At 41.1% G+C, this 26,431-nt stretch carries 23 protein-coding genes and 1 pseudogene; 22 read left to right on the forward strand and 2 right to left on the reverse strand.

The features are described 5' to 3' along the window. Positions 1-94: 94 nt before the first annotated feature. From EHS13_RS01845 to EHS13_RS01860, 4 genes are all read left to right on the forward strand, one after another. Entirely contained in the window at positions 95-595 is a 501-nt protein-coding gene (locus EHS13_RS01845) for a hypothetical protein (protein WP_155698732.1), read from the forward strand. Positions 596-709: 114 nt separating this feature from the next. Further along, entirely contained in the window at positions 710-1,258 is a 549-nt protein-coding gene (locus tag EHS13_RS01850; RefSeq protein ID WP_227013752.1) for an RNA polymerase sigma factor, read from the forward strand. Continuing rightward, a complete protein-coding gene (locus tag EHS13_RS01855; protein WP_155698733.1) occupies positions 1,245-2,741 on the forward strand; it encodes a hypothetical protein in 1,497 nt (498 codons plus the stop codon). The genes EHS13_RS01850 and EHS13_RS01855 overlap by 14 nt, the downstream gene beginning before the upstream one ends. Positions 2,742-2,825: 84 nt before the next feature. Beyond that, complete coding sequence (locus tag EHS13_RS01860; protein ID WP_155698734.1) at positions 2,826-3,287, forward strand: ankyrin repeat domain-containing protein; 462 nt, start codon at positions 2,826-2,828, stop codon at positions 3,285-3,287. 100 nt (positions 3,288-3,387) lie between these two features. Here the strand turns inward: EHS13_RS01860 and EHS13_RS01865 are convergent, their stop codons facing one another. Then, a complete protein-coding gene (locus EHS13_RS01865; RefSeq protein ID WP_155698735.1) occupies positions 3,388-4,248 on the reverse strand; it encodes a helix-turn-helix domain-containing protein in 861 nt (286 codons plus the stop codon). A gap of 95 nt (positions 4,249-4,343) precedes the next feature. Between EHS13_RS01865 and EHS13_RS01870 the strand changes: the two genes are divergently transcribed. The 6 genes and pseudogenes from EHS13_RS01870 to EHS13_RS37455 all read left to right on the forward strand — a co-directional run. After that, positions 4,344-5,153: a phytanoyl-CoA dioxygenase family protein gene (locus tag EHS13_RS01870; protein WP_227013754.1), complete on the forward strand. Its 810-nt coding sequence runs from the start codon at positions 4,344-4,346 to the stop codon at positions 5,151-5,153. 249 nt (positions 5,154-5,402) lie between these two features. Continuing rightward, positions 5,403-6,401: an RHS repeat-associated core domain-containing protein gene (locus EHS13_RS01875; RefSeq protein ID WP_155698736.1), complete on the forward strand. Its 999-nt coding sequence runs from the start codon at positions 5,403-5,405 to the stop codon at positions 6,399-6,401. A 96-nt stretch (positions 6,402-6,497) separates the two neighbouring features. Beyond that, positions 6,498-7,094 (forward strand): hypothetical protein, encoded by a 597-nt coding sequence (locus tag EHS13_RS01880; protein ID WP_155698737.1) that lies wholly within the window; start codon positions 6,498-6,500, stop codon positions 7,092-7,094. A gap of 586 nt (positions 7,095-7,680) precedes the next feature. Next, entirely contained in the window at positions 7,681-8,463 is a 783-nt protein-coding gene (locus EHS13_RS01885) for a recombinase family protein (RefSeq protein ID WP_155698738.1), read from the forward strand. Between the two features lie 196 nt (positions 8,464-8,659). Continuing rightward, entirely contained in the window at positions 8,660-9,895 is a 1,236-nt protein-coding gene (locus tag EHS13_RS01890; RefSeq protein WP_155698739.1) for an IS110 family RNA-guided transposase, read from the forward strand. Positions 9,896-9,911: 16 nt separating this feature from the next. Continuing rightward, positions 9,912-10,022, forward strand: a pseudogene (locus EHS13_RS37455) (RHS repeat-associated core domain-containing protein); the annotation flags it as partial. A 766-nt stretch (positions 10,023-10,788) separates the two neighbouring features. Here EHS13_RS37455 and EHS13_RS01900 read toward each other — a convergent pair. After that, positions 10,789-12,159: a transposase gene (locus tag EHS13_RS01900; RefSeq protein WP_155698741.1), complete on the reverse strand. Its 1,371-nt coding sequence runs from the start codon at positions 12,157-12,159 to the stop codon at positions 10,789-10,791. Positions 12,160-13,079: 920 nt separating this feature from the next. Here EHS13_RS01900 and EHS13_RS01905 point away from each other — a divergent pair. The 12 genes from EHS13_RS01905 (at position 13,080) to hisH (ending at position 26,389) form a co-directional block, all read left to right on the forward strand. Continuing rightward, positions 13,080-16,316, forward strand: a complete 3,237-nt coding sequence (locus EHS13_RS01905) for a hypothetical protein (RefSeq protein WP_155698742.1) — start codon at positions 13,080-13,082, stop codon at positions 16,314-16,316. Between the two features lie 12 nt (positions 16,317-16,328). Beyond that, positions 16,329-17,312, forward strand: coding sequence for a YbjN domain-containing protein (locus EHS13_RS01910; RefSeq protein WP_155698743.1), 984 nt, complete (start codon positions 16,329-16,331; stop codon positions 17,310-17,312). A 169-nt stretch (positions 17,313-17,481) separates the two neighbouring features. Further along, entirely contained in the window at positions 17,482-18,699 is a 1,218-nt protein-coding gene (locus EHS13_RS01915; protein WP_155698744.1) for an SPFH domain-containing protein, read from the forward strand. A gap of 13 nt (positions 18,700-18,712) precedes the next feature. Next, positions 18,713-19,444, forward strand: a complete 732-nt coding sequence (locus EHS13_RS01920) for a hypothetical protein (protein ID WP_155698745.1) — start codon at positions 18,713-18,715, stop codon at positions 19,442-19,444. Positions 19,445-19,481: 37 nt separating this feature from the next. Next, positions 19,482-20,177 (forward strand): hypothetical protein, encoded by a 696-nt coding sequence (locus EHS13_RS01925; protein ID WP_155698746.1) that lies wholly within the window; start codon positions 19,482-19,484, stop codon positions 20,175-20,177. Positions 20,178-20,199: 22 nt separating this feature from the next. Beyond that, complete coding sequence (locus tag EHS13_RS01930; protein ID WP_155698747.1) at positions 20,200-20,892, forward strand: hypothetical protein; 693 nt, start codon at positions 20,200-20,202, stop codon at positions 20,890-20,892. A gap of 139 nt (positions 20,893-21,031) precedes the next feature. Beyond that, on the forward strand, positions 21,032-21,430 hold the full coding sequence (locus tag EHS13_RS01935; protein WP_155698748.1) for a VOC family protein: 399 nt from the start codon (positions 21,032-21,034) through the stop codon (positions 21,428-21,430). Between the two features lie 257 nt (positions 21,431-21,687). Then, positions 21,688-22,887 carry an ATP phosphoribosyltransferase regulatory subunit gene (locus EHS13_RS01940; RefSeq protein ID WP_155698749.1) on the forward strand — a complete coding sequence of 400 codons (1,200 nt, stop codon included), beginning with the start codon at positions 21,688-21,690 and terminating at the stop codon, positions 22,885-22,887. 43 nt (positions 22,888-22,930) lie between these two features. Beyond that, on the forward strand, positions 22,931-23,581 hold the full coding sequence (hisG, locus tag EHS13_RS01945) for an ATP phosphoribosyltransferase (RefSeq protein WP_155705192.1): 651 nt from the start codon (positions 22,931-22,933) through the stop codon (positions 23,579-23,581). A gap of 323 nt (positions 23,582-23,904) precedes the next feature. Next, the gene (gene hisD, locus EHS13_RS01950) at positions 23,905-25,194 is read left to right on the forward strand and encodes a histidinol dehydrogenase (RefSeq protein WP_155698750.1); all 1,290 of its coding nucleotides are present in this window, start codon (positions 23,905-23,907) and stop codon (positions 25,192-25,194) included. Continuing rightward, positions 25,187-25,786, forward strand: a complete 600-nt coding sequence (hisB, locus tag EHS13_RS01955; RefSeq protein ID WP_155698751.1) for an imidazoleglycerol-phosphate dehydratase HisB — start codon at positions 25,187-25,189, stop codon at positions 25,784-25,786. The genes hisD and hisB overlap by 8 nt, the downstream gene beginning before the upstream one ends. Before the next feature lie 3 nt (positions 25,787-25,789). Then, on the forward strand, positions 25,790-26,389 hold the full coding sequence (gene hisH / locus EHS13_RS01960; protein ID WP_155698752.1) for an imidazole glycerol phosphate synthase subunit HisH: 600 nt from the start codon (positions 25,790-25,792) through the stop codon (positions 26,387-26,389). Positions 26,390-26,431: the final 42 nt, after the last annotated feature.

The following is a 26,431-nucleotide window of genomic DNA, read 5'->3' on the forward strand; positions in this document are numbered from 1 at the left end:
ATTTTCGCAACAAAGTAACCTTAATTACGTCCATATAAACAGGTAACCGATGCACAACATTTGAAGTAAAACGACTTGGAAGTGAGGTGTTATTATGAAAAAGGTTATTATAGGACTAGCTTTTGGGCTAGTTATCGCGGTTGCCTTACTGGTTATTGCTTTTAATTCCAATAAATCTAATGAAACAAATAGCCCGGTAGACTACCTGGCATCCTTACCTGTTAAATTACCTGAAGGTTGGAGAATGGACACTAGTCAAAAGGTAGTTTACAATTTCATAAATGCAAAAGGCGAGAATGGTGGATCTGTTAGTACAAGTCCATACGAAGATAGCTATGAATTCGGCAAGCCAAATCACAGCTCGATCATTGAAGATGAATATATAACAGTACCCTTAGGAAAATGCAGATTAATCACACTTGATAGTGATAATGGTACTGCGGCATCCGGTATTACAGGCACACATAACGAATACTACGCTGTGCTGCCTCTAGCGGGAAAGATAACGTATACCTTTAACTTCACTAAAAATGATAAGGAATTGCAGACTAAAGAGCAGTTTATCGAGATTTTGAAAAGCTTAAGTCTTAAATGAAGGCTAGATCAGAACCTTGAGATTCAGAAGGTTCTTTTTCTTGCAGATGTAAGGATGGAATTTAGAAAAAGAAACTTTTTCCAGGTTTGTTTTGTCTAATGGTAAGAGGTGAGAATGGTGGAAAAGGATTACTGGAAATATAGCGAGAGCATGAATTCCGAAAGCTTCCGTGATTTAATGCTGACTTATGGGCAGGACGTATGGAACTATGCTTTTTTTATGACCCGACAGGCTTACTTGGCAGATGATATTTCGCAGGATGTATTCTTCAAGGCTTATAGCAGCATTCAAACCTTTCGTGGGGAAGCATCGATTAAAACATGGCTTATTGCCATTACTAGAAATATAGCGATTAATTATCGGCGGTCTGCTTTCATGCGTAAAGTGATATTGGTTGAGCGAATTTTTTATAAAGACAGCCATCCCTCAGCGGAAAATGAAGCATTAGGGTGCGGTCAGTCTCATCCTATTTGGGATGTTGTACTCAAGCTGCCGTTGAAATATCGTGAGGTATTGATTTTGGATGCCAAATATGAGCTGACTATGAAAGAAATGTCTTCTGTTCTTGGTATATCTGAAGGGGCCGTCAAATCACGACTTTCTCGAGCACGTCAAAAGGTTGCAGCTATTTGGAAGGAGGAGCCGGAATATGAACAAGCCTAAACCAGAGTGGTATACTCATCTTAAAGAGGATTCTTTTCAGGGCAAACCCTTTAACATCGAGAAAGTACGCAAAGTGGAGCAGCGGGTGGCAGAATGGACGGCGGAAGCTGATAAGCGCGAACGCAAAAATAAATGGAAAATAGGATCATTTTCGTTAGCTATCTGTTTAGGTGTGCTAGTTTTCTCAGTCCTGTTCAATAGAGGTGGAGCAGATTGGTTAAAGGCGAAGGTCCAAACAACTATGGAAATTACTCAAACTGCGGAGCCTGTTGCGAGTGCAGTGCCTGATGCGAATGCTGAGCTGGTCCCCTTAACCGAAAGTGAAGATAAAAGAATCGCTGTATATGGTGAGCTAGATCCCGCCGACAGTGGGATGTTCAATAGCATCACAGTCAGGATTGATGATAAGACGAAGCGATTTGCTTGGAAAAGCACATCCTTTTCTTCTTTTTATCCAGAAGCAACACTTACCAGCTTTGATGGTACGGATGAGAGAGTGATCATAATTTTGACCACTGCCCATGGGACGGGATTATCGAAAAAAGAAGCTCATGTGTTAAATATGGATTTCAGTGAAATCAAGGTCGCTGATCCTTTTGAGGAGCTCAAGCGATTTGTTCAAACCAAAACGTTGGTCAACTCAGCAGAAAAGCACCAATACTCAATCACGGTTGCCGGTATAGAGCATTTATTTGAATATGCGGGTGCAGATGACGATACATGGTTTGATAAGGTTTATTTTGGAAATATAATCGATTATTACGTTGAAGATCATACCTTGATGGCTGAGGCTCCAGCCCAGGTCTCTCTCGGAAACTTTCCTGGCCATGTAAAAATGACTTACGCTTTGGAAGCTGGAGCTTTGCGGGTTGCTGCAATTAAGTGGATAGACGAAAAAGCACCTACACCTATTCCGGAAGCGAAACCTTCTACGATACCCATAAGAGCAGCTGGGAAAACGACATTCGGTGATCTGCAGATCGTCTCGAAAAGTAAAGAGACAATTGAGGCATTAGGAGCGCCAAGCTGTTTGGGTATAGCGAAGGATTTCTCCATCAAAGGAGATTATCAGGTTTTATTCAAGAACAGCCAAGGCATAGAGTCAGTTGTTGCACCAAATGAGATGAAGCATATTATTTATCCCAACCAAGAGACCATACCCATGAACAAGCTTTCCTTTAAAGAATTTGATTCACTCAGCTTCATTCCTACCTATACAGATTGTCATGGAATTCAGTTTTATCTGTATGGGGTAACTGCAAAGGGTGCTTTTCAGTTTGAATTTCAAACTAATGAAGACACCACAGATTCTTACTATATGGAACCAACATCAAAGCTTCAGGTTATCAATGACCAATTAATTGTTGTAGGTGGTCGAGCTGCAGGGGATGTTGGCTATGCGCTTCGCTATATTTTTAAACCGGACCTCGCTGCAAAAACGATGGTACTTGTCAAAACAGAGAAAGTAATTGATAAAGGTTAGCCTGCTGATTATAAGGGATTAAGCAAGCTGTAAGCAATTGAGCAAAAGTATGGTAAAATTAAAAAATAAGTTTGGAGGTAAACAATGAACGATTTATTCGACGCTTTACTTACAGAGGATTTAACGCTTTTGATGGAGCTGCTGGAGGCTGGGTGTGATGTGAATGCTCAGGATGAAGAAGGAAGAACGGCATTGATCCAAGCGGCTTTATATAATAACGTTGAGGTTGTTCAGATCCTTATTGAGCATGGAGCTAATGTGAACACGCGGGACTTTTTTAATGGATATGCGGCGTTGCATTTTGCAGCAAGGAATTCTTCGTTGGAGCTCATGCAGTTATTATTGAAGCATAAGGCGGAGGTAGATATTAAGGACATCAATGGAAATACACCACTATTAGTGGCTGTTATTAATGCAAACGGTAAAGCCGGAATCATCCAACAACTGCTGCTAAATGGCGCGGATAGAAACACTGCTAACAATCAAGGGGTCTCTCCACTAGAGTTGGCAAACACGATGGAAGCATCATTTTTGTTTTTGAAATAGTTTAACAGATAATTAGGAATAATCTATCCATTACTGGACGGGTTATTTTGTCTGTCTTGATAAATTTGTATATATTCGGAAGATTATATCTTGTAGAATATCATGGTGTATTCCATTTTTTTTGTGATTCTTCTCTGTACTGGGTTGGGGTTTGAGCATAATGGATTTTGAATTGCTTGGCAAAATAAAAGGGGTTATTAAAGCCGGCTTCTGTAGCGATTTCCGAGATGTTTCGCGAGGTGAATTCCAAAAACCGGGCACCTTGCTGTAGCCTTAGCTTCATAAGTGTTTCGTTTATGGCTTCTCCAACTTGTTCCTTAAATAAATGAGCTAAACGCGAAGGTGATAAGGATACCTGCTCGGCAAGCCAGGGCACTGATATAGGCCTATTAAGATGGGAAATAAGTAAATGCAGGATTGTTTCTATGCGTGGATCTTTTCGCGAATGCGCAAGATCTTTTTGATTTTCCTGAGCAGCAAGCAGTAATATTTCTTCTAAAGCGTTTAAAACTAGTGGATCCTTAAGAGGGCCATTTGCTGTGTTCTCTTGTATTAAGCGTTGGAATGCTAAATGAATATGTCCTCTAACCGCAGCTTCATCTACAGTCAGCATTAACAGCTTCGAGGGTATAGTCGGATATTCCAGCCAAGGTATCCACTGCGGGCGAGGCAGAAAGTGAACCCAAAAGAATTCCCATGAGCTTGAGCTTGTTTCAGCGGTAGCATAATGCTGTGGGATGCCAGGTGGAATAATCACTAACTGACCTGCACTGCAGGGGAGGATATAATCATCAACGCGAAAAGCTCCAGAACCATTAATGGTATAAGTAAGCAGCCAATCCTGTCGACCATTGGAGCGATGCTGATGAAACCCATAAGGCTGGATAAAATGCCCGGAGAGTAATACTCCAGGAGGGAAGTGCAGGGCTTCAATAGCAGAATCGTATAGGAAGTTAACCATTCATTTCATTCCTCTCTTCTTAGCTTTATTTTACAATAGAGTTAGTTTAAATTCTACATAGGACTGAGTTTATTGTAAAAGAAAGGATGAGTTGAGTGGGAAAATCGATACTTTCAAAAGAAGAAATCCAGCAGTTTAATGCAGATGGATATTTAGTTGTAAGAGGAGCTCTAAATCTAGTTGAAGTCGAAGAAATTAAATCAGCTTTTATGCAAATTCATGCTCAAGGGCGAGTAGATAAATACTTTGAACCCGTGAGTATGGAGGAGGCGCAAGGAGATATTCTTAAGGTTTACCCCCGCGTCATGCAAGCCCATTATTACAACGATACTTCACTTCACTATATGATTCATCCAAAAGTTATTGGAATGGTTGGCGAATTGTTAGGTGAAGAGGCTTTCGGTACACAAAGTATGTTTTACTTTAAACCGCCTGGAGCAAAGGGCCAAGCGCTGCATCAGGATAATTATTATCTGAAGGTAGAGCCTGGGACCTGTATTGCTGCATGGACCGCAATCGATTATTGTGATAGGGATAATGGCGGGATGATGGTGGTTCCTAAATCTGGGGAGCTTGAAATCATCTGCCCAACTGTTGCGGATCCCAAGGTCTCTTTTACACAAGCGATTGTTCATGTTCCTAAAGGGATGAAAGCAATCGATGTTGTGATGGAGCCAGGAGATACCCTGTTTTTTAATGGAAAGGTTATTCATGGTTCAGGACCAAATCGGTCCAAGGATCGCTTCCGCCGAGCATTCATTTGTCATTATGTCGGTGCTTCTACTACCAAAATCGGCAGCTTTTTCAATAAACTTTATGGCGCAGACGGGGCAGTTGTTGAAAGAGAGGCAAATGAAATTACAGGTCCATGCGGAGATGAATTTGCTGGGTTATACGGGCATTAGTTAATATACTAATTTTGGAATGAAGCATTCATTGTTAAATTGATGGATGCTTTTTAAGTTTGGCCTATATTTTACACATGAAGAAAGCGGATTCATCACTAGTCTAACAGGCAGGAATTTACTATAATTAGATTATTAGGGGGTATTACTAGTTTTCAGTATGATGCAAATGGACTTCGGATTAAGAAAAGTTCAAGTACTAGCACCAAACGATATCAATACAATAATCAAGGTCAAATAATTGCGGAAATGGATGCCCAAAATAATGTTGTTGCTAACTATGTATGGGGATCTGGTCATCCTTTGGTGAAATCCCAAGGTAATCAGAACTACTATTATTTGTACAATGGTCATGGTGATGTGGTTCAAATGATAGATTCAAATGATGGACACATCGTTAACCGCTATGATTATGACATATGGGGGAAAGTAATCAATCAAAGCGAAGAAGTGGCAAATGATTTTAAATATGCAGGAGAACCTTTAGATGCAGAGACAGGTCTTTATTACCTGCGTGCAAGATATTACGATCCTCAAATTGGTAGATTTATTAATAAGGATACGTATGAAGGGGATATAAAATATCCTTTAAGTTTGAATTTGTATACGTATGTGTATAATAATCCGTTGAAATATATTGATCCTACAGGACATTGGGGTCAGCCCAATAATGATTTTAAAGGTCCAATTGTAAATAGCGATGATGACCAATGGATATGGGATTCTGCTAATTTTTTAATTAACGAACCGTGGGCACCAATGTCTCCAGGATCAATGAGAATTGCAGGTGTTCAAACAGGAAAAAAAGTTTGGTCGGCAGCAAAAAAATTATGGGTTTATATTAAGAATAGTGATGAAAAAGTAACAATAAAAATTGAACCGAAATTATATAAAAATACTATGAAAGAAGATTTACCCAGATCATTTACCAATCAAAAATTAAGATTTGTTGATGGTAAATACAAGAATCAACAAGGTTATACTGCTGGTGGAACCTATGAATTTGTTATATCTGCTAATGGTCTTGTTACAATAGGTAAGGGTGGACATATTGATCTTGCATATGGTCAGGATGTGCTCTATGCAGGTGAAATTTCTTTTTCACAAAAAGGTTCATTTAAAGGTTGGAACAATAGGTCTGGACATTATCTGCCTGATGCAGCCGATGCAAGTAAATTTGTAGAAATTCTGAATAACTATGGTATAAAAGATTTAAATATGTCTAATTTTGCTGCTGCTTCTAAATAATAAATTTATTTTAGAAGCCTTGGACTGGATAGGTATTAATAAATATAATAATATCTATCCAATCCTAATTTTATTAAAGAAGAAAGGGGTGGTCCTATGAATATAGAAAAATTTGTTAATAAGGTTCTATCTGAAGATCATGAATATGATGATAATTATAACAAAACCTTAGATGAAATATCTGAAAACAATGAGCTCTTAATACAATTAGCTGAGTTAATTGAAACAAAAGTTCATGTTTTCAATGTATCTAACGGAATGAAAGTAGAGGAAATATTATATGATATTGTAATTACAAGAGAAAAAAAAGTACCTGAGTTTTACCCTATACTATTAAATATGATGTATCAAGAATATAGTTGTAATGTTTCATTTACTTATAAATATATTGATCAATTAATTTTTATTAAAAGTGATATAACTGAAGTTTTTCAGGATATTATTAAATATATAGAACCGAATGAAGCCACAAGTGCTTGCATTTCATTATTTGCCTTATATAGTCCGTTGGGTGAATTTAATAATTTCGACGAAAATTTAATTGTAGAGTATTTGAAAAAAATATTAGAGTCTTTGCGAATCAACAATAATCATGATTATTTAAAAAAAGCTGTAAAGAATCAATTGATTAACAAGATACAAAATATTAAATATGTTAACTATTTATCGCAATTTAAATTACTTTTAAATTAAACATAATTTTACAGTAACATAGTGAATCAATGCAAATATATTATGTTCCTTAATGGAACTTTAGTTAACCACAATGCGACTAACCCTCGTATTGTGGTTTTCTTTTTACTCCTCAACAATTGCAACATTAATAAATTATGTTTAGCGCTACATGCACCATTAATTTACTAATACATAGAGTTAGTTTTACATTAAGAATGACTAAAACCTTGATCGAGTGTACATCACTTAATCAAGGTTTTCTTTTACCCTATATTTTCCTATTCATCGTGATATAGAACGCCCTAAAATCGAAGCTCATGCGCTAAAACAAGCATAAAAATGTATGTGATAGTGAACTGCGGAACCAATACCTCATGCACGTTAAAAATATAAATTCAAACATATGAGCATAAGTGCTTAATACGAGTACCACTCCTCATGTAAGTAAATATCAGAATGAAAAACGCACATCATGCAAGTAATTTGGAAAATTTCTCTTGTCAGCAAACGACCGTTCTCATACAATCTCACAGTAACAGATTGCCAATATTACAGGCAAGGGTTACAGCAACTACAATTGCTGTAACCGAGAGGGGGAAGAAACATGCAAAATGTCGTTGGTTATGTCCGAGTATCCACGCAAGGACAAGCAAGAGACGGATATAGTCTTCAATATCAAGCCGATGAAATCATCAAGTATTGCGAAGAAAACGACTTAAATCTCATTCGTGTGTATGAAGATCGAGGAATAAGTGGTGCAAAAGTCGATGAAGAAGGTCTTACAGTTGCACGAGAAGGACTACAGAACATGCTTGCTGACCTATTGCACTTGAATATTCAGTCAATCATTGTACTAAATACTTCCCGTTTATGGCGTTCAGACATGGCAAAAGTCTTGATTCAACGAGAGTTAAAGCGAAATAAAGTCGATGTAAAATCCATTGAACAGCCGAATTATAGCATATTTGCTCATGATCCAAATGACTTTCTTGTCAATGGGATGCTGGAACTGCTTGATCAGTATCAACGCTTAGAGATCGCTTTGAAGCTGGGAAGAGGTAGACGCAAGAAAGCAGAGCAAGGCGGTTATGCTGGCGGTGGAATTACTTATGGATACACGGTTAAGAACGGACAAAAGCATATCTTAATCGATAATCAACAAGCTTCCGCTGTAAAACTACTGTTCCAACTCAGAGGAAACCACTTGAGATGGACATTATCTCAGTTAGCGGAGGCGTTAAATGTTGCAGGTTATCACACAGCTAACAAAAAACTATTTACCAAAGTGCAGGTCAAAAGGATTTTGGATCACAAAGCATTTTACAAAGGTAACTATCAATATGGAGAGATACAATCCAAAGGAATGTATGAGCCTATATTGATTTGAAAAAGTATTTTTCGAGTCACTTAAAAAAGTGAGGATTTTATTTATATGTATTTATGTAAGGCGAACAACATAATCCTTCATGCCAATCATAAGAAGATATTGCTTTTGTATCATTGCGGGTCTAATTCATATTAGATTAACGCTCGAACTGAGGTTGCAAACTTCTTGTAATGGTATGAAGAAATGGGGGAGTTTCATGCGAAATAGAGATCAGCATATTTATGTAGGTGTGGATTTACATAAGGAATCTCATGTGGCAGTAATCATCAATTGTTGGCATGAAAAGCTTGGCGAAATCAAGTTTTTCAATATGCCGTCTGCATTTGATCACTTTGTAGAACAAGTGAATCAATTTGCATTAGAAGGAAGAACACCCGTATTCGGTTTGGAAGATATCGGGGGATATGGAAGAGCATTAGCATTCCATTTATTAGAGCACAATCAGAATGTCAAAGCAGTAAATCCTGCTTTAGCAGCCGATAAGAGAAAAAGCAATTCAAACCCCAAAAAGAACGATGTATGGGATGCATTATGTGTCGCTAAAGTATTGATCGATGAATTTGCTAATCTACCTACAGCCTATCTACAGGATGAACATTTACTGGTCAAACATTGCGTGAACCGAAGAGATTCGCTTGCGTTTGAATTGACAAAAACGAAAAAACAATTGCACAATGAACTGAGCTATCATTATCCAAGTTACAAGAAATTCTTCACTGATATAATTGGTAAAACCGCACTTGCATTTTGGAGGAAATATCCATCGCCAAGCTGTTTGGAAGGGGTATCCATAGAAGGATTTGCAGAGTTCTTGCGGAAATATAGTAATAACGGATTATCGACTCGTAAAGCAGAAGAGATATTCGCTTTTGTAAAGCATGCTGGGGTCGGTGCACGTTCAGGTCAAGAGATTAAAGACACTTTGATACAAAGCTACGTCAGACAAGTTTTATTCTTACAGATTGAAATTAAACGAATGGAAAGCATCTTAGAGCCTCTTGTAACACAGGGCGGATATCAGTTAGCTACAATGCCGGGAATCAGTTTGGTTACAGCTGCTGACTTTATCGCTCAGATTGGAGATATTCGTAGATTCAAGAATGCGAATAAGTTGGCTAAATATGCAGGAATTGCCCCTTATGAGAATAGCTCTGGCAGTAGGATTGATGTTAAGAAAAGCAAAACAGGAGATCGTCATTTGCATGGAATATTCTATGATTTGGCTGTCCGACAAATTGCGGTTACAAGAGGGAAGAAGGAACCAAGGAATCCTGTATTGTTTGCTTACTACCAGAATAAAATTCAAACAGGTAAGACGAAGAAACAAGCTATTGTGTGCATCATGAGGAAGTTAGTCAATATTATATTTGGCATGATGAAGCATAAAACGCCTTATATCATGCAAAATTTGAACGAATTCAAAGCAGAGTAAATCGGAAAGGGAAAGGCGCTTTATTAACCAGGATACGTATGAAGGGGATATTAGTAATCCTTTGAGTTTGAATTTGTATACTTATGTTAATAATAATCCATTGATGTATACTGACCCAAGTGGAAACAAACCTTATGCTCATAAAATAGGAGATAATTATTTCTTGTCTTTTTCCTCAAAATCCACAGAATATTTGAGTAATGCATTAGGCGCAACACCCTTTGTTGGTTCATGGTTTGTAAGTTTCTCCAATAAAGCTTCAAGTCTTAAGGATTTTAGTTATAAAGACATTAAAGCTGCTAAAGAATATCTTAGCTTTTCTGAAACAGAATCAACCTTACTAGATACTTATAGTAGTTTAAGTGAAAAGGTAGCAAGTAAGGGGGGGAAATTCAGCAAACTTGTAGGAGCTTCTGGAAAAATATTATCATTTATTTCTACTGTTTCCACTGCGGAATCTTTCTGGAATACTTTTAATTACGATTCTAGAATTGATCATTTAATAGACGAACACTTGAATATATCTGGGTATAATGGATATTTTATAACAGGAGCAACTAAAGCTGAATTATTAGCAAAATATCTATATGCTTATACTAGAATAGCGGGTCTTCTTACAGAAGGGCGAATTGTATATGAAGGTGATTCTATTGATGATGATGATTATAAAAGGGCGTATTATCAAGAAGATTTTGACAAAATAATGGAAGAGTTAGATGCAATTAAAAAGGACTAATTAGGAGGTAGCATGGAAGCATTAGGGATTACATTAATTATTAATGTGCTGGCTTGGATTAGATTCAAAATATTTAATTACTCGAATCAATTTCATAAATCATTTTCTTTATAGACAGGCTGACCGAATATTCATACTATGATTTTTTAAAAAAGTGCTAAGCAGTAGACTTTTTCATTTTAATGTATTGATTTAATCGGTCAGCTGTTAATTTGCATGCCGTGTAGGTCAGACAGGCGAATTCAAAATCAACCTTTGCTAATGCGCCACGATGGCGAATGTTATTTAGTTGAAAGAACTCTTTTAAGTAGGCATTTACACGTTCAACGGCTGTTCTTTTTTTGTACTGTTCCCTATATCGGTCACTACCACGTGCTGGAACCGTATATCTTCTTGGGTTATCATCGATCTTTTTCTTAAATACTTTCTGACAGTGTCCATCGTTAAAAGGGCAGGTTGAACATTCTTTGGGCTGTGTGTATTTGACCGTTTCGTACTTCGGGTCAAAACTATCGTATCGATAAGAATGACCTTCTTTACAGACGGGACGAAAGTATTTATCCATGCCATCTTCTTGATGTTCATTCCGGCGGTTGTAATCGATGAGGGCCCTTGCACCCATGCTCTCGACTTGCTTATAAATCGGTACGAGATCATAACCTGCATCCGCGATCACTTGAGAAATGGCTAGTTCAGGATGCTTTTCAGCAAGTCCTTTAAGTAAGGGAATGGCCAACTTTCCATCATTCATATTTCCTGATGTAAGTAAGGCTACAAGGATATATTGGCTTTTGCAGTCGACGACAAGATGGGCTTTGAAACCGTACCAGAATACATTCTTGCCTTCCGAATTTTTCTTTACGCCCCAGGCTGGAGTTAACGGGATTTCCTTCACCAACTCGTCATAGCTGTAGGAGGCTTGGGTTTCTACCTTTTTCTCGAATAACGTTCGATTCTCTTCCAGTTCCAACTGTTCCTTGAGCCATTGTTCTCGCTCACCCTTGGACTTGCGTCCCCGTTTCTTCGTTGGCGTTTTCGTGTTTAGTGGTTGACTGTCTTCCTTCTTTTTCTCGGGTTGACGATCTCTGGCTTCAACATGAGTTGCATCTATAGCTACCGCGGAAGCATCGATAAAACCCTCATGAAACGCTTGCTTGACTAGGTCTTGTTGAGACTGCTGGAACACTTCCGATTGTAGTAGTTTCTGGATAAGTCGCGTGTAAGAAGCTTCACTTGGAATTCGATCAGAACCCATAAATCCACAATCCGTGCTAAATTCGATACTTCGTTTCAATCGTTTCCGCAGATCTTTAATGGTTGGAATACGTTCAACGATTCGAATGAATAACGATTGCAGCATAGCTACGTAGTTGAGCTGAGTTGGTGCCCCTAAAAATGCCTTTTTAGATACAACGCGTAAGAATGGATTAATATCTAACGTCTCAAAAAGATAAGCAAACGTATCTTTGGGTGACATTTCTAATAAATCCTGCAAGGAAAACAGACTTTCTTGTTGAATATTGTACATTGGGAGATGCTCCTTTCTTCTCATCAGTGTCTGGTAGGGGTACTAAACACTTCGAGATTTGGGGAGGCACTCCTTTTTTTATGCTCTAAAAACTTAAGCGCAATAAGGCTTTGGAATTATGAAATTGATTCACTCGTTAAAAAGCACATTAATTCTGCTGATTTTATTGAATTTTTCCAGCCTTGTAGTTGTAACATATAAGTATGGATTATCAATTTATTTACTTGTTATTTCGATAGTCATTAATATCTTATATATGTTAATATTGTTTCGTATAAAAAAGTTGAAATAAATTACTTATTTCATGTTTGTACTAACCACAATTCGACTAACCCTCGTATTGTGGTTTCTCTTTTTATTATTAGTTTTATCGCACCGCGCACCGTCTATCTAATGCAATTGAGAGAGTGAAGGCTAATGGATTTAAATTGGAATTGGTGCGGACAACAAGTGAAATAGCTGATTTGTTGCTTATTGGTGCGTTTAAGGATATAAACTTTTATATCGATTATATTTCTGTGGGTGTATCAGCAAATGCCTAGTCCAATTAACTTAGGGTTTGGCATCTGCTCTTAGTACTGTCAAATCTAATGGCGGGAGTGTTATATCTCCAATGACTGGTCCAATGCCTAGTGCAGTAATGTTATTCATTCGTCTTCGATAGGTTGATGCAGGTAATATGATTGGCAAGCTGGTGTTGGAGGGTTTCTCTTAAGGTCAGGAAACACAATATTATATAAATGAAGTCCACTTTTGCCGACTCGAGGATAAATGACAACGTCTCTTTTGAGGGGGATGCAAGTATCCTATAAACAATGTAGGCTTTTTGTGTTGATTGGATAGCAGGAATTATGGGGTAAATTGTCGAATAAGAAAGTAACTCTTAATGCGGAAAAAGATTGTTTGAAGGAGGTCTTGATTTGAGCGAGCATGTACATAAAGATAGTCCAGTTATACATAAGGAAGCACCGCCAATCCAAGCTTCGCCTAGCTTAGGGGAAACAACAGCACAAGGAACAATGGAGCCAAGCGGGCTGACACCTGCGAAGATCCTGCAAATGCAGAAAACGCATGGTAATCGCGCTGTTCAAGGCATGATTCAGATGATGCGGAACGGTTCATCTGTTGCCCAGCTAGCAGGCGGGCCTACCGGAGGTGCTACAATTCCGCCTCCAGCACCGCCATCGACTCCTCCGCCTCCATTGTCAGCACCTGCTCCATTAGCGCCTGTGCAGGCACCCCCATCAGGTGGGGCTTCTGTTCAAGGGCAAGCACCAATACCGAGAGCTGTTGCGCCAGTCGTCCCGGTAACTGCGCCAGTGCGTGCTTTAACGCCGCAAGAACAGCGGGTTAGTGATCTTCAAACCGACCGGAGCACACAAGCTGCAACTCTGCAATTGAACGGGTTAATAAAACTAGAAGATCAAGTGAAAGCCAACGTGCTCAACTTCCTGAAAACAGACAAGAAGACTAAGATGCTACGTGATAGCTTGGCGGCAGAAGCTATTCGCAAAGTGAAGGAAGAGATTGACGCTAAAGCAGATGCGACTCCTGAAGCGAAGGCGGACGCCAAGAATTTAGCTGTCAAGAATGCAGAGGGCAGCGGTGCAACACAGAACGCTTTAGCTGCTCATGCGGCTGTGGCTGCTCAAGCGAGTATTGTAGAATCTGCGAAGAGCGAGCTTCTGACACAAGCAACCACAGGCTATAACAAAGTAACGGCTAAGGCAAGTGTAGCCCTTGACACTCAGAAAGATAAAGCCTTAGTGGAAGCAAACAAAATGGTACAGTCCGCAATAAGTAGTTTAACCGAGAAATTAAGCACAAAAGTGAAGAATGATATTACGGAAAAAGTAAAAATAAATAGCAATTTCCTAAATTCCGGAATTGATGTTGCAGGGGCCGGCACAGCGTCTATTGAAGATCGACATGGTATGGAAGGTACACTGATCGACCAGAAAACAGTTGATGATGTATATAAAGAAGATATAATCGATCCTATTGCCCAAGCGGTAGCCTATAAATTTGGCGTTGGCCGCAGAGAGTTCAGACGCTCCAAGGAGCTTAATAAATTCCGTCAAGGTCTGAAAGACGCCGCACGCAAAAAAGCGAATGATGATATTGATGCGAATACTAATGTGGATTTGGCAGGCAAAGGCGAGAAAACCAAGCAATACTATGAAATGGTAGCAAAAACCAAAGCACATGCTTTGGCCAAAGTAGAAGTAGATGCAGAAATGAAAGCTCAAGGAGTATCCATTGCAGAAACTCTTGTTACTCCGGATACGAATAAACCAATATTGAAACATGCAGGGAAAAGTGCAGCCTATTTGGTAGCCAAATCCAATGCGCCTCAAGCTGACAAAATCAGTGCAGCTTCCAAGGCAGGCGCGAAGACCAAAGCGGCAGACATTCTTATAGCTAATAAGGATAAAGCTGTAGAGCAAGCAAGATTAATTACCAAGGGAGATAGTACACAAGCCAAAGACCAACAAGTTCCTGATGCAGCTAAAGGTGCTGAGATTACGGGCAAGGTCACAGAACGTGTTAAAGATAAAGTTGCCAAAAAAGCTATAAGTGAAGCGCTTGTCGCACCAGACATCAGGTCAGGGTTCTTCAAACTGGGCAAGCTTATCGATATTTCTACTCCAAATGCAGGCGACTCAAGTGCGATCAGTGTTGAAATCAAAATTCCGATTGGCAGCACGGGGGGGTATTTCTTATTCGGTTTCGGAGGCGAAGCAGCACGAGAACAAGGGGACGATAAAGATAAAGAAGAGCTGACCGTAAGCTCAGAGCTCACCTTTGGCGGCGGATTTCAAACCTTTGGCTTTGATGCCAGTCTCCGTGTAGGGGTATTTATTGAAGCAAAAGGCAGCAATTCCACGAGTGCTATGGATCTCATGTCCTATGGATTATACAAGAAGATGAATGAAGCTTACCCGGCAGCTGCAGCTCATTTCTGGGGTCAAGGCGGTAAATCAGCCGCATCCGGCGATGCAGCCAAGAAGAAGGAAGCGGCAATCAAAGAAGCTAAGCAATGGGCGGAAATGATGGAAGAAGAGAATATGAAGGACGGCAATTATGTAGATCTTGGCATTATGGTGAAACTGGCTATGGAAGCCAATATTGGGGTAGCCAAATTCTCCGGGGAGCTGGCTTACAAGAATCTGACTCGTTATCAGCGTGAAGCAGAGCCGGAAGCAGCACCAGCAACGTCAGGTGCAACAGCGCCTGCAACAGGTACAGCAGGGGGAGCAGCTCCGGGAGCTGGAGCTACTCCATTAGCTGGAGCCACACCAGCGCCAGGAGCTGCACCAGGCTCAACACCAGCGCCAACGCCTGCTCCACAGCAAGGGCCACGTCCGATAATTTCGGAAAAACGCAAAGTATATACAGCTGCTTCTGAGCTGGAATTAAAGTTTGGCAATGATACGGGCGTATTCGGATTGGAAGCTGAACTGGTGACAGTTAACGGCAAAAAAAGTGAAGTGAAATTTGAGTTTTCTGGCAGCTTGCCTTCTACAAACGATGGGGAGGAAGCAGGAGAAATGACCCAGAAAGCAGCGAAAATATCGGCTGCTTCAATCGGAGTTATCAAGAATGCTTCAGGAGCTCTCCGCTCTTTGCTTGATAAAGACGTCAAGGAAAAAGGTGCACGTACAACTGGAGCTCTTGTAGATACAGGAACGGATGCGCTTTTCCTAGATTCGGATTTTGATGAAGTAGGAGTAAGCCTGAATAAACAAATCATGGATGACGAAACCGTCAATAATACAATGAGGCATTGGTTGAAAAGCCAGGATGGGGTTAAGGATAAGGCAGTCGAACAAGTAGGTAAAATTGGCTTGTCGAATGCACTTAAGGTGGCGTTATCTATCAGCTATGAGTGGGGTGCTCAAGGTGAAGAAGCCAAAGGATTCGGTGTCGAGCTGGAAATAAGCCAAGTGAAATCATTGGAAGTGGATACAGGTGCTGTTAAGGCTGAGGTTGAAAAAACGAAACGGTTAGCCAAAATAGGCCTTGGAAAAGACAAAGGAGCCGAATTGCTTGGAGAAAAATATGGCAGGAAAGCGCCTGAACCAGCAACACCGGCTCCAACGGCAGCACCAGTAACACCGGCCCCAACACCAGCACCTACAACAGGTACCCCATAAATCCAGCCAGTTATGGGCAGAAAGGAATGGAACTGCATGGCCATAGACGATAACGATGATGCCCAGATTCAATTAAATCATGTGATTCAATTTAATTCCCTTGCAGGGGAAATTCTTGAGACTAGAGCAACTATGCTAAGTTTGAGCTGGAAGAATGACAAACCGCAATTTACCTTGCTTTTTGAAGTCAGCAAGATGACTTATGAAACCATTTTGTCTCAGGAAAGCTTTGGGCTATATCCAAATGTTAGAACGGGAGGTGCGGAAATTGAGTTTACGCCGTCAAACCCGATTGAGCTAAACGTAGTGCTGCGCCAGCCCTTAAGTGATGCTTTTGTAGCGCGTGGTGAAGATATTGAGGATGTATTAGCTTGTTTGCTGCAACCTGACCAGAAAGCGGGGGGAGCGTTAATAAACAGCGAAAGCTGGCTGGCAACAGAAGTGAAGCAGCTCATCGAGCTTCCTGGTGATTTAGTGAACAAAGGCAGCTTAAAGAGTGGATATAGAACGGCATGGATAGATATTCTTATTGACAAAAGGACGACTTCTGTTGTGAGTGAAATAGAAGAAGCATCCCTAGTCGTCTCGCTAAACGAGGTGATTGAGAGTTATTTTTCCGCCAAAGAGTGGGCTTTCGAACGCTTGGATGATTCCCTATTGCGACTAGCTGTAAAAGGGGAACAGGGGGATTGGGTAACGCTGGTGCAAACAGATGAGGAAGATCAGCGCTGTATTGTTTACTCGGTCTACCCCGACCTAGTCCCGGAATCTAGGCGTGAAGCTATGGCCGCCATTCTAACCCAAGAAAATTATGAGATGCCGGTTGGCAATTTTGAAATGGATCTTACTGATGGTGAGGTGCGATTTCGAACTAGCATTGAGGTAGTGAAGCATCAGTTTACCTCAGAGTGGTTCGAACGAATGTTTATGGTGAATATTTCGATCACAGATGGATATTTTGCATTAATTAGTGGAGAGATAAATATAGAGCAGTAAGTAATCAGATTATATAATTCACGCATTCTGTAAAAGGGATGCGTTTTTTTTGTGCGAAAAGGGGAGTATTTACTGTTTTATTAATTTATGAGTCCCCAAAAGAATAATTTCGTAGTATAGTTAGTATTAGAAAATATAGGTAATTTTGACGAGTGAAAGGAGTCGTTTTATGGCGATAATTGATGTAATAAGGTTCGATGGGCCTTCCGATATATTGGTATGGAAATATCCGAATCAGGAATTAGGCACTTGGACTCAGCTAATCGTGAATGAATCACAGGAGGTTTTATTATTTAAAGGCGGGAAAGCGCTAGATCTGTTCGGCGCAGGTACGCATACATTAACAACGCAGAATATTCCAATCCTCTCTACCTTGGTGAATTTGCCATTTGGAGGCAAATCACCTTTTGGAGCAGAGGTGCTGTTTGTGAATAAGACCGTTAAGATGGATGTTAAATGGGGAACTCCGACACCCATTCAGCTGCAAGAACCCAAGTATCAGATGTTCGTATCCGTTCGCGCTTTTGGGCAATTTGGGATTCAGGTTGAAGATACCCGTAAATTTATTCTCAAGTTAATCGGTACTTTAACTGAGTTTGATCAAGTCTCTTTGGTGGGTTATTTCCGTGGGATTCTCATGATGAATATTAAAGAGCTAATCTCCTCTTTCTTGATCCACAAAAAAATCAGTATTCTCGATATCAATGCCTATCTTTCTGAGATATCTAAAGGTGTACAGGAGCGAATCTCAGCTGTTTTTCTGGAATACGGGCTTCTTCTCGTGAATTTTAATATTGATTCGATTAATATTCCGGATAATGACCCTACAACCAATCGGCTGAAGGAAGCGTTAGCCAAGAAAGCAGAGATGGACATTCTTGGCTATACATATGGGCAAGAAAGAACATTTAACACGATGGAAAATGCAGCAAAAAACGAAGGTAATCCATCTGCTTACATGGGTGCAGGATTAGGCATAGAGATGGGGCATGTTATTGGCACAACGATTGGCAGCTCCATTTCACGAATGACAGAAAAAACAGGAGCATTTTCCAACACGCAAGCGTGTACGAAATGCCAGGCGGACAATGAGCAGGGAGCTAATTTCTGCCGAGGCTGCGGCAATTCGCTTAAGCAGGCAGCGCCTGTTGTTCGGGATTCAGTAGCTTGTCACGAATGTACTCAGCCTATTCCTGTTGGCTCGAAGTTTTGTGCACATTGCGGCAATCCTTACAATCCATGTCCAAGCTGTAAAGCAGATAATCCCAAGGATGCGGTTCACTGCAGAGAATGTGGAACAAGCCAAGCCCTCACCTGTAGCCAATGCCAGAAACAAATCGAGCCGGGACAAAAATTCTGTTACGATTGCGGAAATAAGCTAGGGTGAAAAGGAGCGGAATATGAACACAAATCGTCTTTCTACAATGCTGTATGGCCTTAGCCTCATTATTACAATAGCTGTTTTCTTGTTATTAAGCTCTTGGGGAGATGATATGGGCTTCTGGCTGGTTTCTCTTCTGGCTGTTCTTTTTGCTGAGTCCATGGGGTATTGGTTTTTTGGCTATGTCATTAAGCGAAATAGTCGAAGAGAGTCCGTCCCGGCATTTGTACCTTTCATGACTTTAACGGTATTTTATGGGGCAGCTGTTATTTTTCATCTTTGTTTATTCTGGCTCGTTTTACAAATTTCCTTTACTTCCTATCTGGTTATTCATTTAATTACATTTGCGATTTGGGCAATAGGTATGGGAATGGTACATTATTTCACTGACTATGTGCGAGACCAAGCGGAGAATGCGGCTGTACAAACACAATTAATCACGCAATTGCAAGCCGTCCTCCTCTCGATTAAACATAATTTAGAGCCAAGCAAACAAGCTGAACGAGAAGCATTAAAAAGTGAGCTTAAGCAGTTAATGGAACAAGTTAAATACAGCGATCCCGTTTCGAATGCTTCGATGATGAATGTAGAAGAGAATTTACTCTGGCAGATTAACTCCCTGGACCAATGTGTGCAAATGCTGGCTAAAGATGAAGGGGATATAGGTAATGTTGAGCTGTCCCGTAAGCTAATAGCTGATATTTCCAAGGATCTAATCAAACGTAACAGTCAATTAAAAGAGCTCAAATAAGCTTTGCCAATAACTACTATAGAGAAGAGGGAATGGCTTGGAAGTTAATGATAAACCGGCTATTAACGGTTGGTGGATTATAGTCAGTTTTTTGCTGTTAATTTTATTTCCGGTGGGGTTAGTGCTGCTGCTTATTCGGATCATCCAGCATCGTAATTTAAGCTTTAAAAAAATTGCCGATCTAAAAGTAAGCGCCTATGCCTTGTTAGCTATGTATGGCGTTATTATATTTTTTAGTCAGGTCGGGGAAATAATCGATAGGAAGCAAAATATCCTTGGTGTAGCTTCGTTCAGTGCTGCTTTATTGATTCCTGCTGGATTTTTGTTTTGGCTTAGCAAAAAAAGGACTAAACAATTGAATGATCGGTATGACAGCTACTACGATATTATAATAGAGCGTAAAATCAAATCCATAGATCAAATTGCACAAATGGCAGGAAAACGCGAACAAATGGTCAAAAATGATCTGCAACGGATGATCTATTTGGGACTTTTGAATAATGGTTTTATAGACGAAATCTCAAATAGCATTGTATTCTATGAAAGCTCAGACGAGGAAGAAGAAACATATGTGGAATATGAAGATGAGACCGAGGATGAAGCTGAAGTAGTCCAAGATAAGCTATTTCCCAAAAAAGTTGAATGTGCGGGCTGTGGTTCAAGCAGCACGCTTAAGCCGCGGGAAACTATATTCTGCACCTATTGTGGAGCAAGCCTAGTTTACCCTGCATAACCCATAGATTGGAGGAATAGACTTGTTTAAGAGTGATAGACCTAAAATCGATAATGCTGCGATAATTGCTACATTCTTTTTATTTTTCCCGGCATGTTTTGTACTAATTATTGTTCGTGCCGTGAAGCATCGCGATTTAAGCTATCAGAAGATAGGGGATTTAATACTTTACGGTAAATCCCTGCTCATTATTTTTGGTCTGCTTTCGCTTTCGTATTTCATCCAATTATTCGCAGGTCGTGATGTGGTGCATGCTGTTTTCTTTGTTTGTTGTATCATACTCCTTCTTCCAGCTTTATATTTGCTTTGGAAAGCAAGCCATGATGAGAAGCAATTACAAAAGCGATATGAATATTATCGTCATATTGCAATCTCACAAGGAGAAACTTCTATAGGTGTTATATCTCAAATAACAAAGCAACGTATCCTGATGGTTAAGAATGATTTGCTGCGCATGATATTTCATGGTCTTTTAGAGGATTGTTATATAGATGAAGTCTCTAATCATCTTGTTTTTCCTAATCGATCAAGTTCACACAGGTCTGTTAGAAATGAAGTAGCAGCGGCTGATGACAACAGAAGGGTAAAGGTTAAGGAAGAGAAGCTCTCCCCTAAGAAAGTGGAATGCACGGGCTGTGGTTCAATCAGTACTCTGCAGCCTGGAGAATCCGTATTTTGTAGTTATTGTGGTGCCAGTATGGTTTATCCTAAATAAGGCTATTTAAAATTCTTAATACGAACGTCATCAGATATTAGATGGCGTTTTTTCTTTGAGATGATTCGGTTTTGAAAGGATGGGGTAAGGACTCTTAAGAAATTTGTTCTTCAAAATGTGCGGAAAGGTAGTGAATAATATGAAGCTTTCGCAAATTAGACTGACGGTTAAAGATTTCAATAAGAGCGTAACGTTTTATCGGGATGTAATGGAGTTTCCAGTGGTGATGAGCGAAGAGAAGATGCAATATGCTTCGTTTAATACCGGTGAAATTAAGCTTGAGCTTCTTTCACGCAAATCGATGGCAGAAGTGCTTGGGGAGACGGAACTTCCGACAGATGCAGACACACAATCGAAATTTTTGCTCAATGTTGCTGTAGATGATGTGGATAAAAGCTATAAACGGTTAAAGGATAAGGGAGCAGAGTTTGTTACCGAGCCTTCTGATCGGAAAGAATGGAATGCAAGAGTTGCTCATTTTCGTGATCCGGATGGGAATATTATTGAGATTTATAAGCATCCGATTAAAGAATCTTGAAGGTAAATATATGAAGGTCTGAAGTCTATAAAAATTGTTGACCAGTCGCAGAAATTGCGATTGGTTATTTTGCTGTTGTTTCGTGCAACAGACAGCTTTATACTAGCAGAGGGTGTATTCATGAGAAAAAAGGAAATTTTGACGTTAAGAAGTTTCCGTGCTATATTAATTTGTAATCCTTTATCTTGGTAGCATGGTATCGCGCTAAAGCGTTTTACATAAAAGAAACGAAATGATTCGATGAGGTGAAAGTTAACGTGTCAAAACCTAAAGTATTTGAGAAGCCCACAGGCTTAAAAGATTATTTGCCGGGAGCAGTTGCTAAACTTCGCAAAATTGAGAACCGTGTCCTGGATTGTATGGATAAATGGGGCTATAGCCAGATTATAACGCCTACATTGGAATTTTATGATACCGTCGGAGTGGCAAGCTCAACTCTGGATCGCAAGCTATTTAAGCTGCTGGACCAGAATGGCAGAACACTCGTTTTACGCTCTGATATGACAGCTCCCATTGCACGTGTTGTAGCATCTTTGTTGAAGGAAGAATCCTTTCCATTGCGGCTTTCCTATCATGCTAATGTGTTTCGGGCCTTTGAGGCAGAAGCGGGTCGTGAATCGGAATTTTTTCAAACGGGTGTGGAATTAGTTGGGGATGGATCATCCGAAGCTGATGCTGAGGTTATAGCGTTGGCGATTGCTGCACTTCAGGCTGCAGGCGTGAAGAAATTTAAAATTGCTGTTGGACATGTGGGATTTCTGAATGGATTGCTTCATGAAATTTTGGGAGATTGCTTAGAAGAACAATTAGCCTTAAAAGAATTTTTGTTAAACCGAGATTATGTCGGGTATAGACGGTGGATTCAAACCAATTTGACTAATAAAAAGCATATTGAGGAGCTCGAAGGGCTTCTGCGTTTACGCGGTGGTGAAGAGATTTGTGCACAAGCTAAACTCGTAACTCCGAACCATCTTGCTCAAGCCTCTGTTCAGCATTTATGTGAGATCTGGGATGTGCTTGAAGCTTATGGAGTAAGTGAGCACGTGCTGATAGATTTAACGATGATTGGTGATTTTTCTTATTATACGGGTATGACCTTTGAAGGATATGCAGCAGATTTGGGCTTTCCAGTATGCAGCGGTGGTCGTTACGACAATTTGTTAACGCAGTTTGGCAGGCCGGCACCAGCAACAGGCTTCGCACTCAAAACAACACGAATTATGGAAGTAATAGATAAGGAAGCATCTGATGAACCTTACCGGATTCTGGTGCTTTATGATCTGGCTCATCGCGAGGAAGCTTTGAAGCATGCCAATGAAATGCGTTCACGTGTGGGTGTTCGGGTGGAAACTCAACGCGTTCAGACAGAGTCGGAAGTTGAAGCAATTGAACTGAAAGCTGAAGGAAGCTACTTGTTCCATGGTCGAGTTTATGAGGATATCGTTCCTTTTGTATAGTAGTGGGAAGAGTAGAATGACAAGAGCAGAAGGAGATGGGATTATGTTGCCGATTTTGAAGGTGGCTATGCCTAAAGGGCGAATTAATAAACCGGCGATTAAGCTGCTGCAAGCAGCGGGCTTTGATATCCCGGATGATTTAGATGATTCGCGCAAATTGATAATAACGGTACCGGAAGCACGCTTGCAGTTCATTATGGCTAAGCCAGTTGATGTGGCTACTTATGTGGAGTATGGAGTGGCGGATATAGGTGTTGTAGGTAAAGATGTATTAATGGAAGAAAATCGTGATGTCTATGAGCTGCTTGATTTAGGAATTGCACGTTGTCGGATGTCGGTAATCGGACTTCCAGACTGGACACCCTTATTGAATCCACGAGTAGCTACAAAGTACCCTAATGTGGCATCACAGTACTTTCGTGAGCGGGGACAGCAGGTTGAAGTGATTAAATTGAATGGTTCCATCGAGCTCGCACCTTTAATCGGATTAGCGGATCGTATCGTGGATATGGTGGAAACGGGACGTACTTTAGAAGAGAATGGCTTAGTTGAGATGGAGTCGATTTTTGAGATTACGAGCAGGCTGATCGCCAATCGAGTCAGCTATCGAATGAAAAATGACATCATCCAGCAGCTATGTGATCGACTGCAGGCGGTTATTCCGGGTTTTGAGACGCTAAAAGCTTTAAAATAGTTGGTTTCGTTGAGCCTTGTTGATGCTAAGGTAATAATTTCGTTATTAGTGATATGATTTTCCTTAAATGAGCTAACTTTGGCTGTTTGAGATTGATTTAACGAAGAAGTTTCTTTATTAGAGAAAAAATTTCGCTGTTAACGCCAAATTTTCTTTATTCTCGCTGGAATATGAAATATAGATTGAAATAGCGAAATTCATGTATTGAATAGAGAAGATGTTTCTTTAAACTAAGAGAAACATTCATAATAAGTGCAAGCAAATGATAAGAGAAAACATGCGAGTAAAACTATGAAAGTATTTCATGAATGGGGGGCTGATCTATGCGGATAATGCCGGCAAGTGAATTCTCGATTACTCGGGAAGTGGAGTATGGTTCTGAAGAGCAGAATCAAAGCGTGAAACAAATAATTGCCAAGGTTCGGGCCGAAGGTGATAAGGCTTTACGTGATTATGCTTTGGAATTCGATAAGATCAAGGTTGAGGCGCTGCGTTTGACGGAGGAAGAAATTCAAGCGGCTTATGCGGAGGTTGATCCCGCATTTCTGGATGCGATTCGCCAGGCTGCGGCAAACATTCGCGCTTTTCATGAGAAGCAAAAGCGGCAGACTTGGTTGGACTTGCAGCCAAACGGCAGTATGCTTGGGCAGATCCTGCGGCCGTTGAAGCGGGTCGGGATTTATGTGCCGGGCGGAAAAGCAGCTTATCCGTCCTCGGTTTTGATGAACGCGATTCCGGCTCAGGTGGCTGGCGTGCCGGAAATCGTAATGGTGACCCCGCCTGCGACGAATGGAGAAGCTGGGGTCAATGCTTATATTCTGGTTGCCGCTGCTGAAGTCGGCATCCGTGAGATTTACCGTGTCGGAGGCGCGCAGGCGGTAGCAGCGCTGGCTTATGGCACGGAATCGATTGCGCCGGTGGACAAGATCGTTGGCCCCGGCAACATCTATGTGGCCCTGGCGAAGCGCAATGTCTTCGGCGTAGTCGACATTGATAGCATTGCAGGGCCAAGCGAGATTGTCGTGCTAGCCGACGATTCAGCAGATCCCGCCTACGTGGCGGCGGATCTGCTGTCGCAGGCGGAGCACGACGAGATGGCCTCGGCGGTGCTCGTGACGCCGTCACTTCAGCTTGCACATGCTGTGCAAGCTGAAGTTCAGCGTCAGCTCGCAGAGCTGCCGAGGCAAGCAATCGCTGCGCAATCGATACGCGATTACGGCGCGATCCTAACCGTGTCGAGCCTCGATGAGGGCATCGACATAGTCAACCAGCTAGCTCCAGAGCACTTGGAGCTAATGGTTTCCGAGCCTTTTCAATACCTCGGCCGGATTGAAAACGCCGGAGCAATCTTCCTCGGCCCCTACAGCTCGGAGCCGGTAGGAGATTATTGGGCAGGCCCGAACCACATCCTGCCCACGAACGGAACAGCACGCTTCTCTTCACCATTAAACGTTGACGATTTCATGAAGAAATCCAGCGTGATTTACTATAGCAAGGAAGCGCTAATGGCCAATGGACGTCAGATCATGACATTAGCAAAGCACGAAGGCTTGGAAGGGCATGCTCGCGCCATCGAAGTGCGGCTGCAAAAGGAGGGCAACAACCATGAGTGAAATCAAACAACGTACAGCAAGCGTAGATCGTAAAACCAATGAAACCAACATTCAGCTTTCGTTTGGCGTAGACGGTACAGGTGTTTCTGAACTTGAGACCGATGTACCCTTTCTAAACCACATGCTGGACCTATTCACGAAGCATGGTCAATTTGATCTTAAGCTTCATGCTGAAGGCGACATCGACATCGATGATCACCATACCGTAGAGGATATCGGGATCTGTTTGGGTCAAACATTGCGTGAGAGCTTAGGTGACAAAAGAGGAATCAAACGTTACGCAAGCGTTTTTGTACCCATGGATGAAGCTTTGGCACAGGTTATTATTGATATCAGCAACCGTCCACATTTTGAATATAGAGCGACTTACCCATCAGCTCAAGTAGGCAGCTTTTCCACGGAATTGGTGCATGAATTTCTTTGGAAATTCGCGCTTGAAGCTCGGATTACCTTACATGTAATCGTCCACTACGGGCAGAACACCCACCATATGATCGAAGCGATTTTCAAAGCGCTTGGGCGGGCATTGGATGAAGCAACAAGCATTGATCCACGAGTGCAAGGCGTGCCATCCACGAAAGGAGTGCTATAGCACTTGATCGCAATTATCGATTATGGGATGGGCAACTTACACAGCGTGAGTAAAGCGGTTGAGCGGCTGGGCTATGACTATATAGTGACATCAGATAAACAGGAGATTCTGCAAGCCGATAAAGCTATTTTGCCCGGAGTAGGTGCTTTTGGCGATGCGATGGTCTATTTACGAGAAACTGGCTTGGATCAAACGACGCTAGACTACGCTGCTACTGGCAAGCCTTTATTGGGTATTTGTCTGGGGATGCAGTTGCTCTTTACAGAGAGTGAGGAGCATGGCAATCATCAAGGCTTGAACCTGCTGCAAGGTAAGGTCGTTCGCTTTCAAGGAGATTACAAAGTGCCCCATATGGGCTGGAATCGTCTCGCATACGAGCAACAAAGTCCCTTACTTCAAGGAATCGCAGAAGGCCATGTCTACTTTGTTCATTCCTATCACGCTTTGCCTGATAATAGCTCCGATTTATTAGCGACTACCGATTATTTTCAGCCAGTGACGGCTATTGTTGGTCGAGATAATGTGTACGGCATGCAATTCCACCCTGAAAAAAGCAGCGATATCGGCATGAAGCTGCTGGGGAATTTCCTGAACTTACCCTAAAGTAGCCAATTAGCTATTTATCCTTATAGATAGAAAGGTTGA

It is taken from the genome of Paenibacillus psychroresistens, from assembly GCF_009728935.1.
Classification (GTDB): domain Bacteria; phylum Bacillota; class Bacilli; order Paenibacillales; family NBRC-103111; genus Paenibacillus_AC; species Paenibacillus_AC psychroresistens.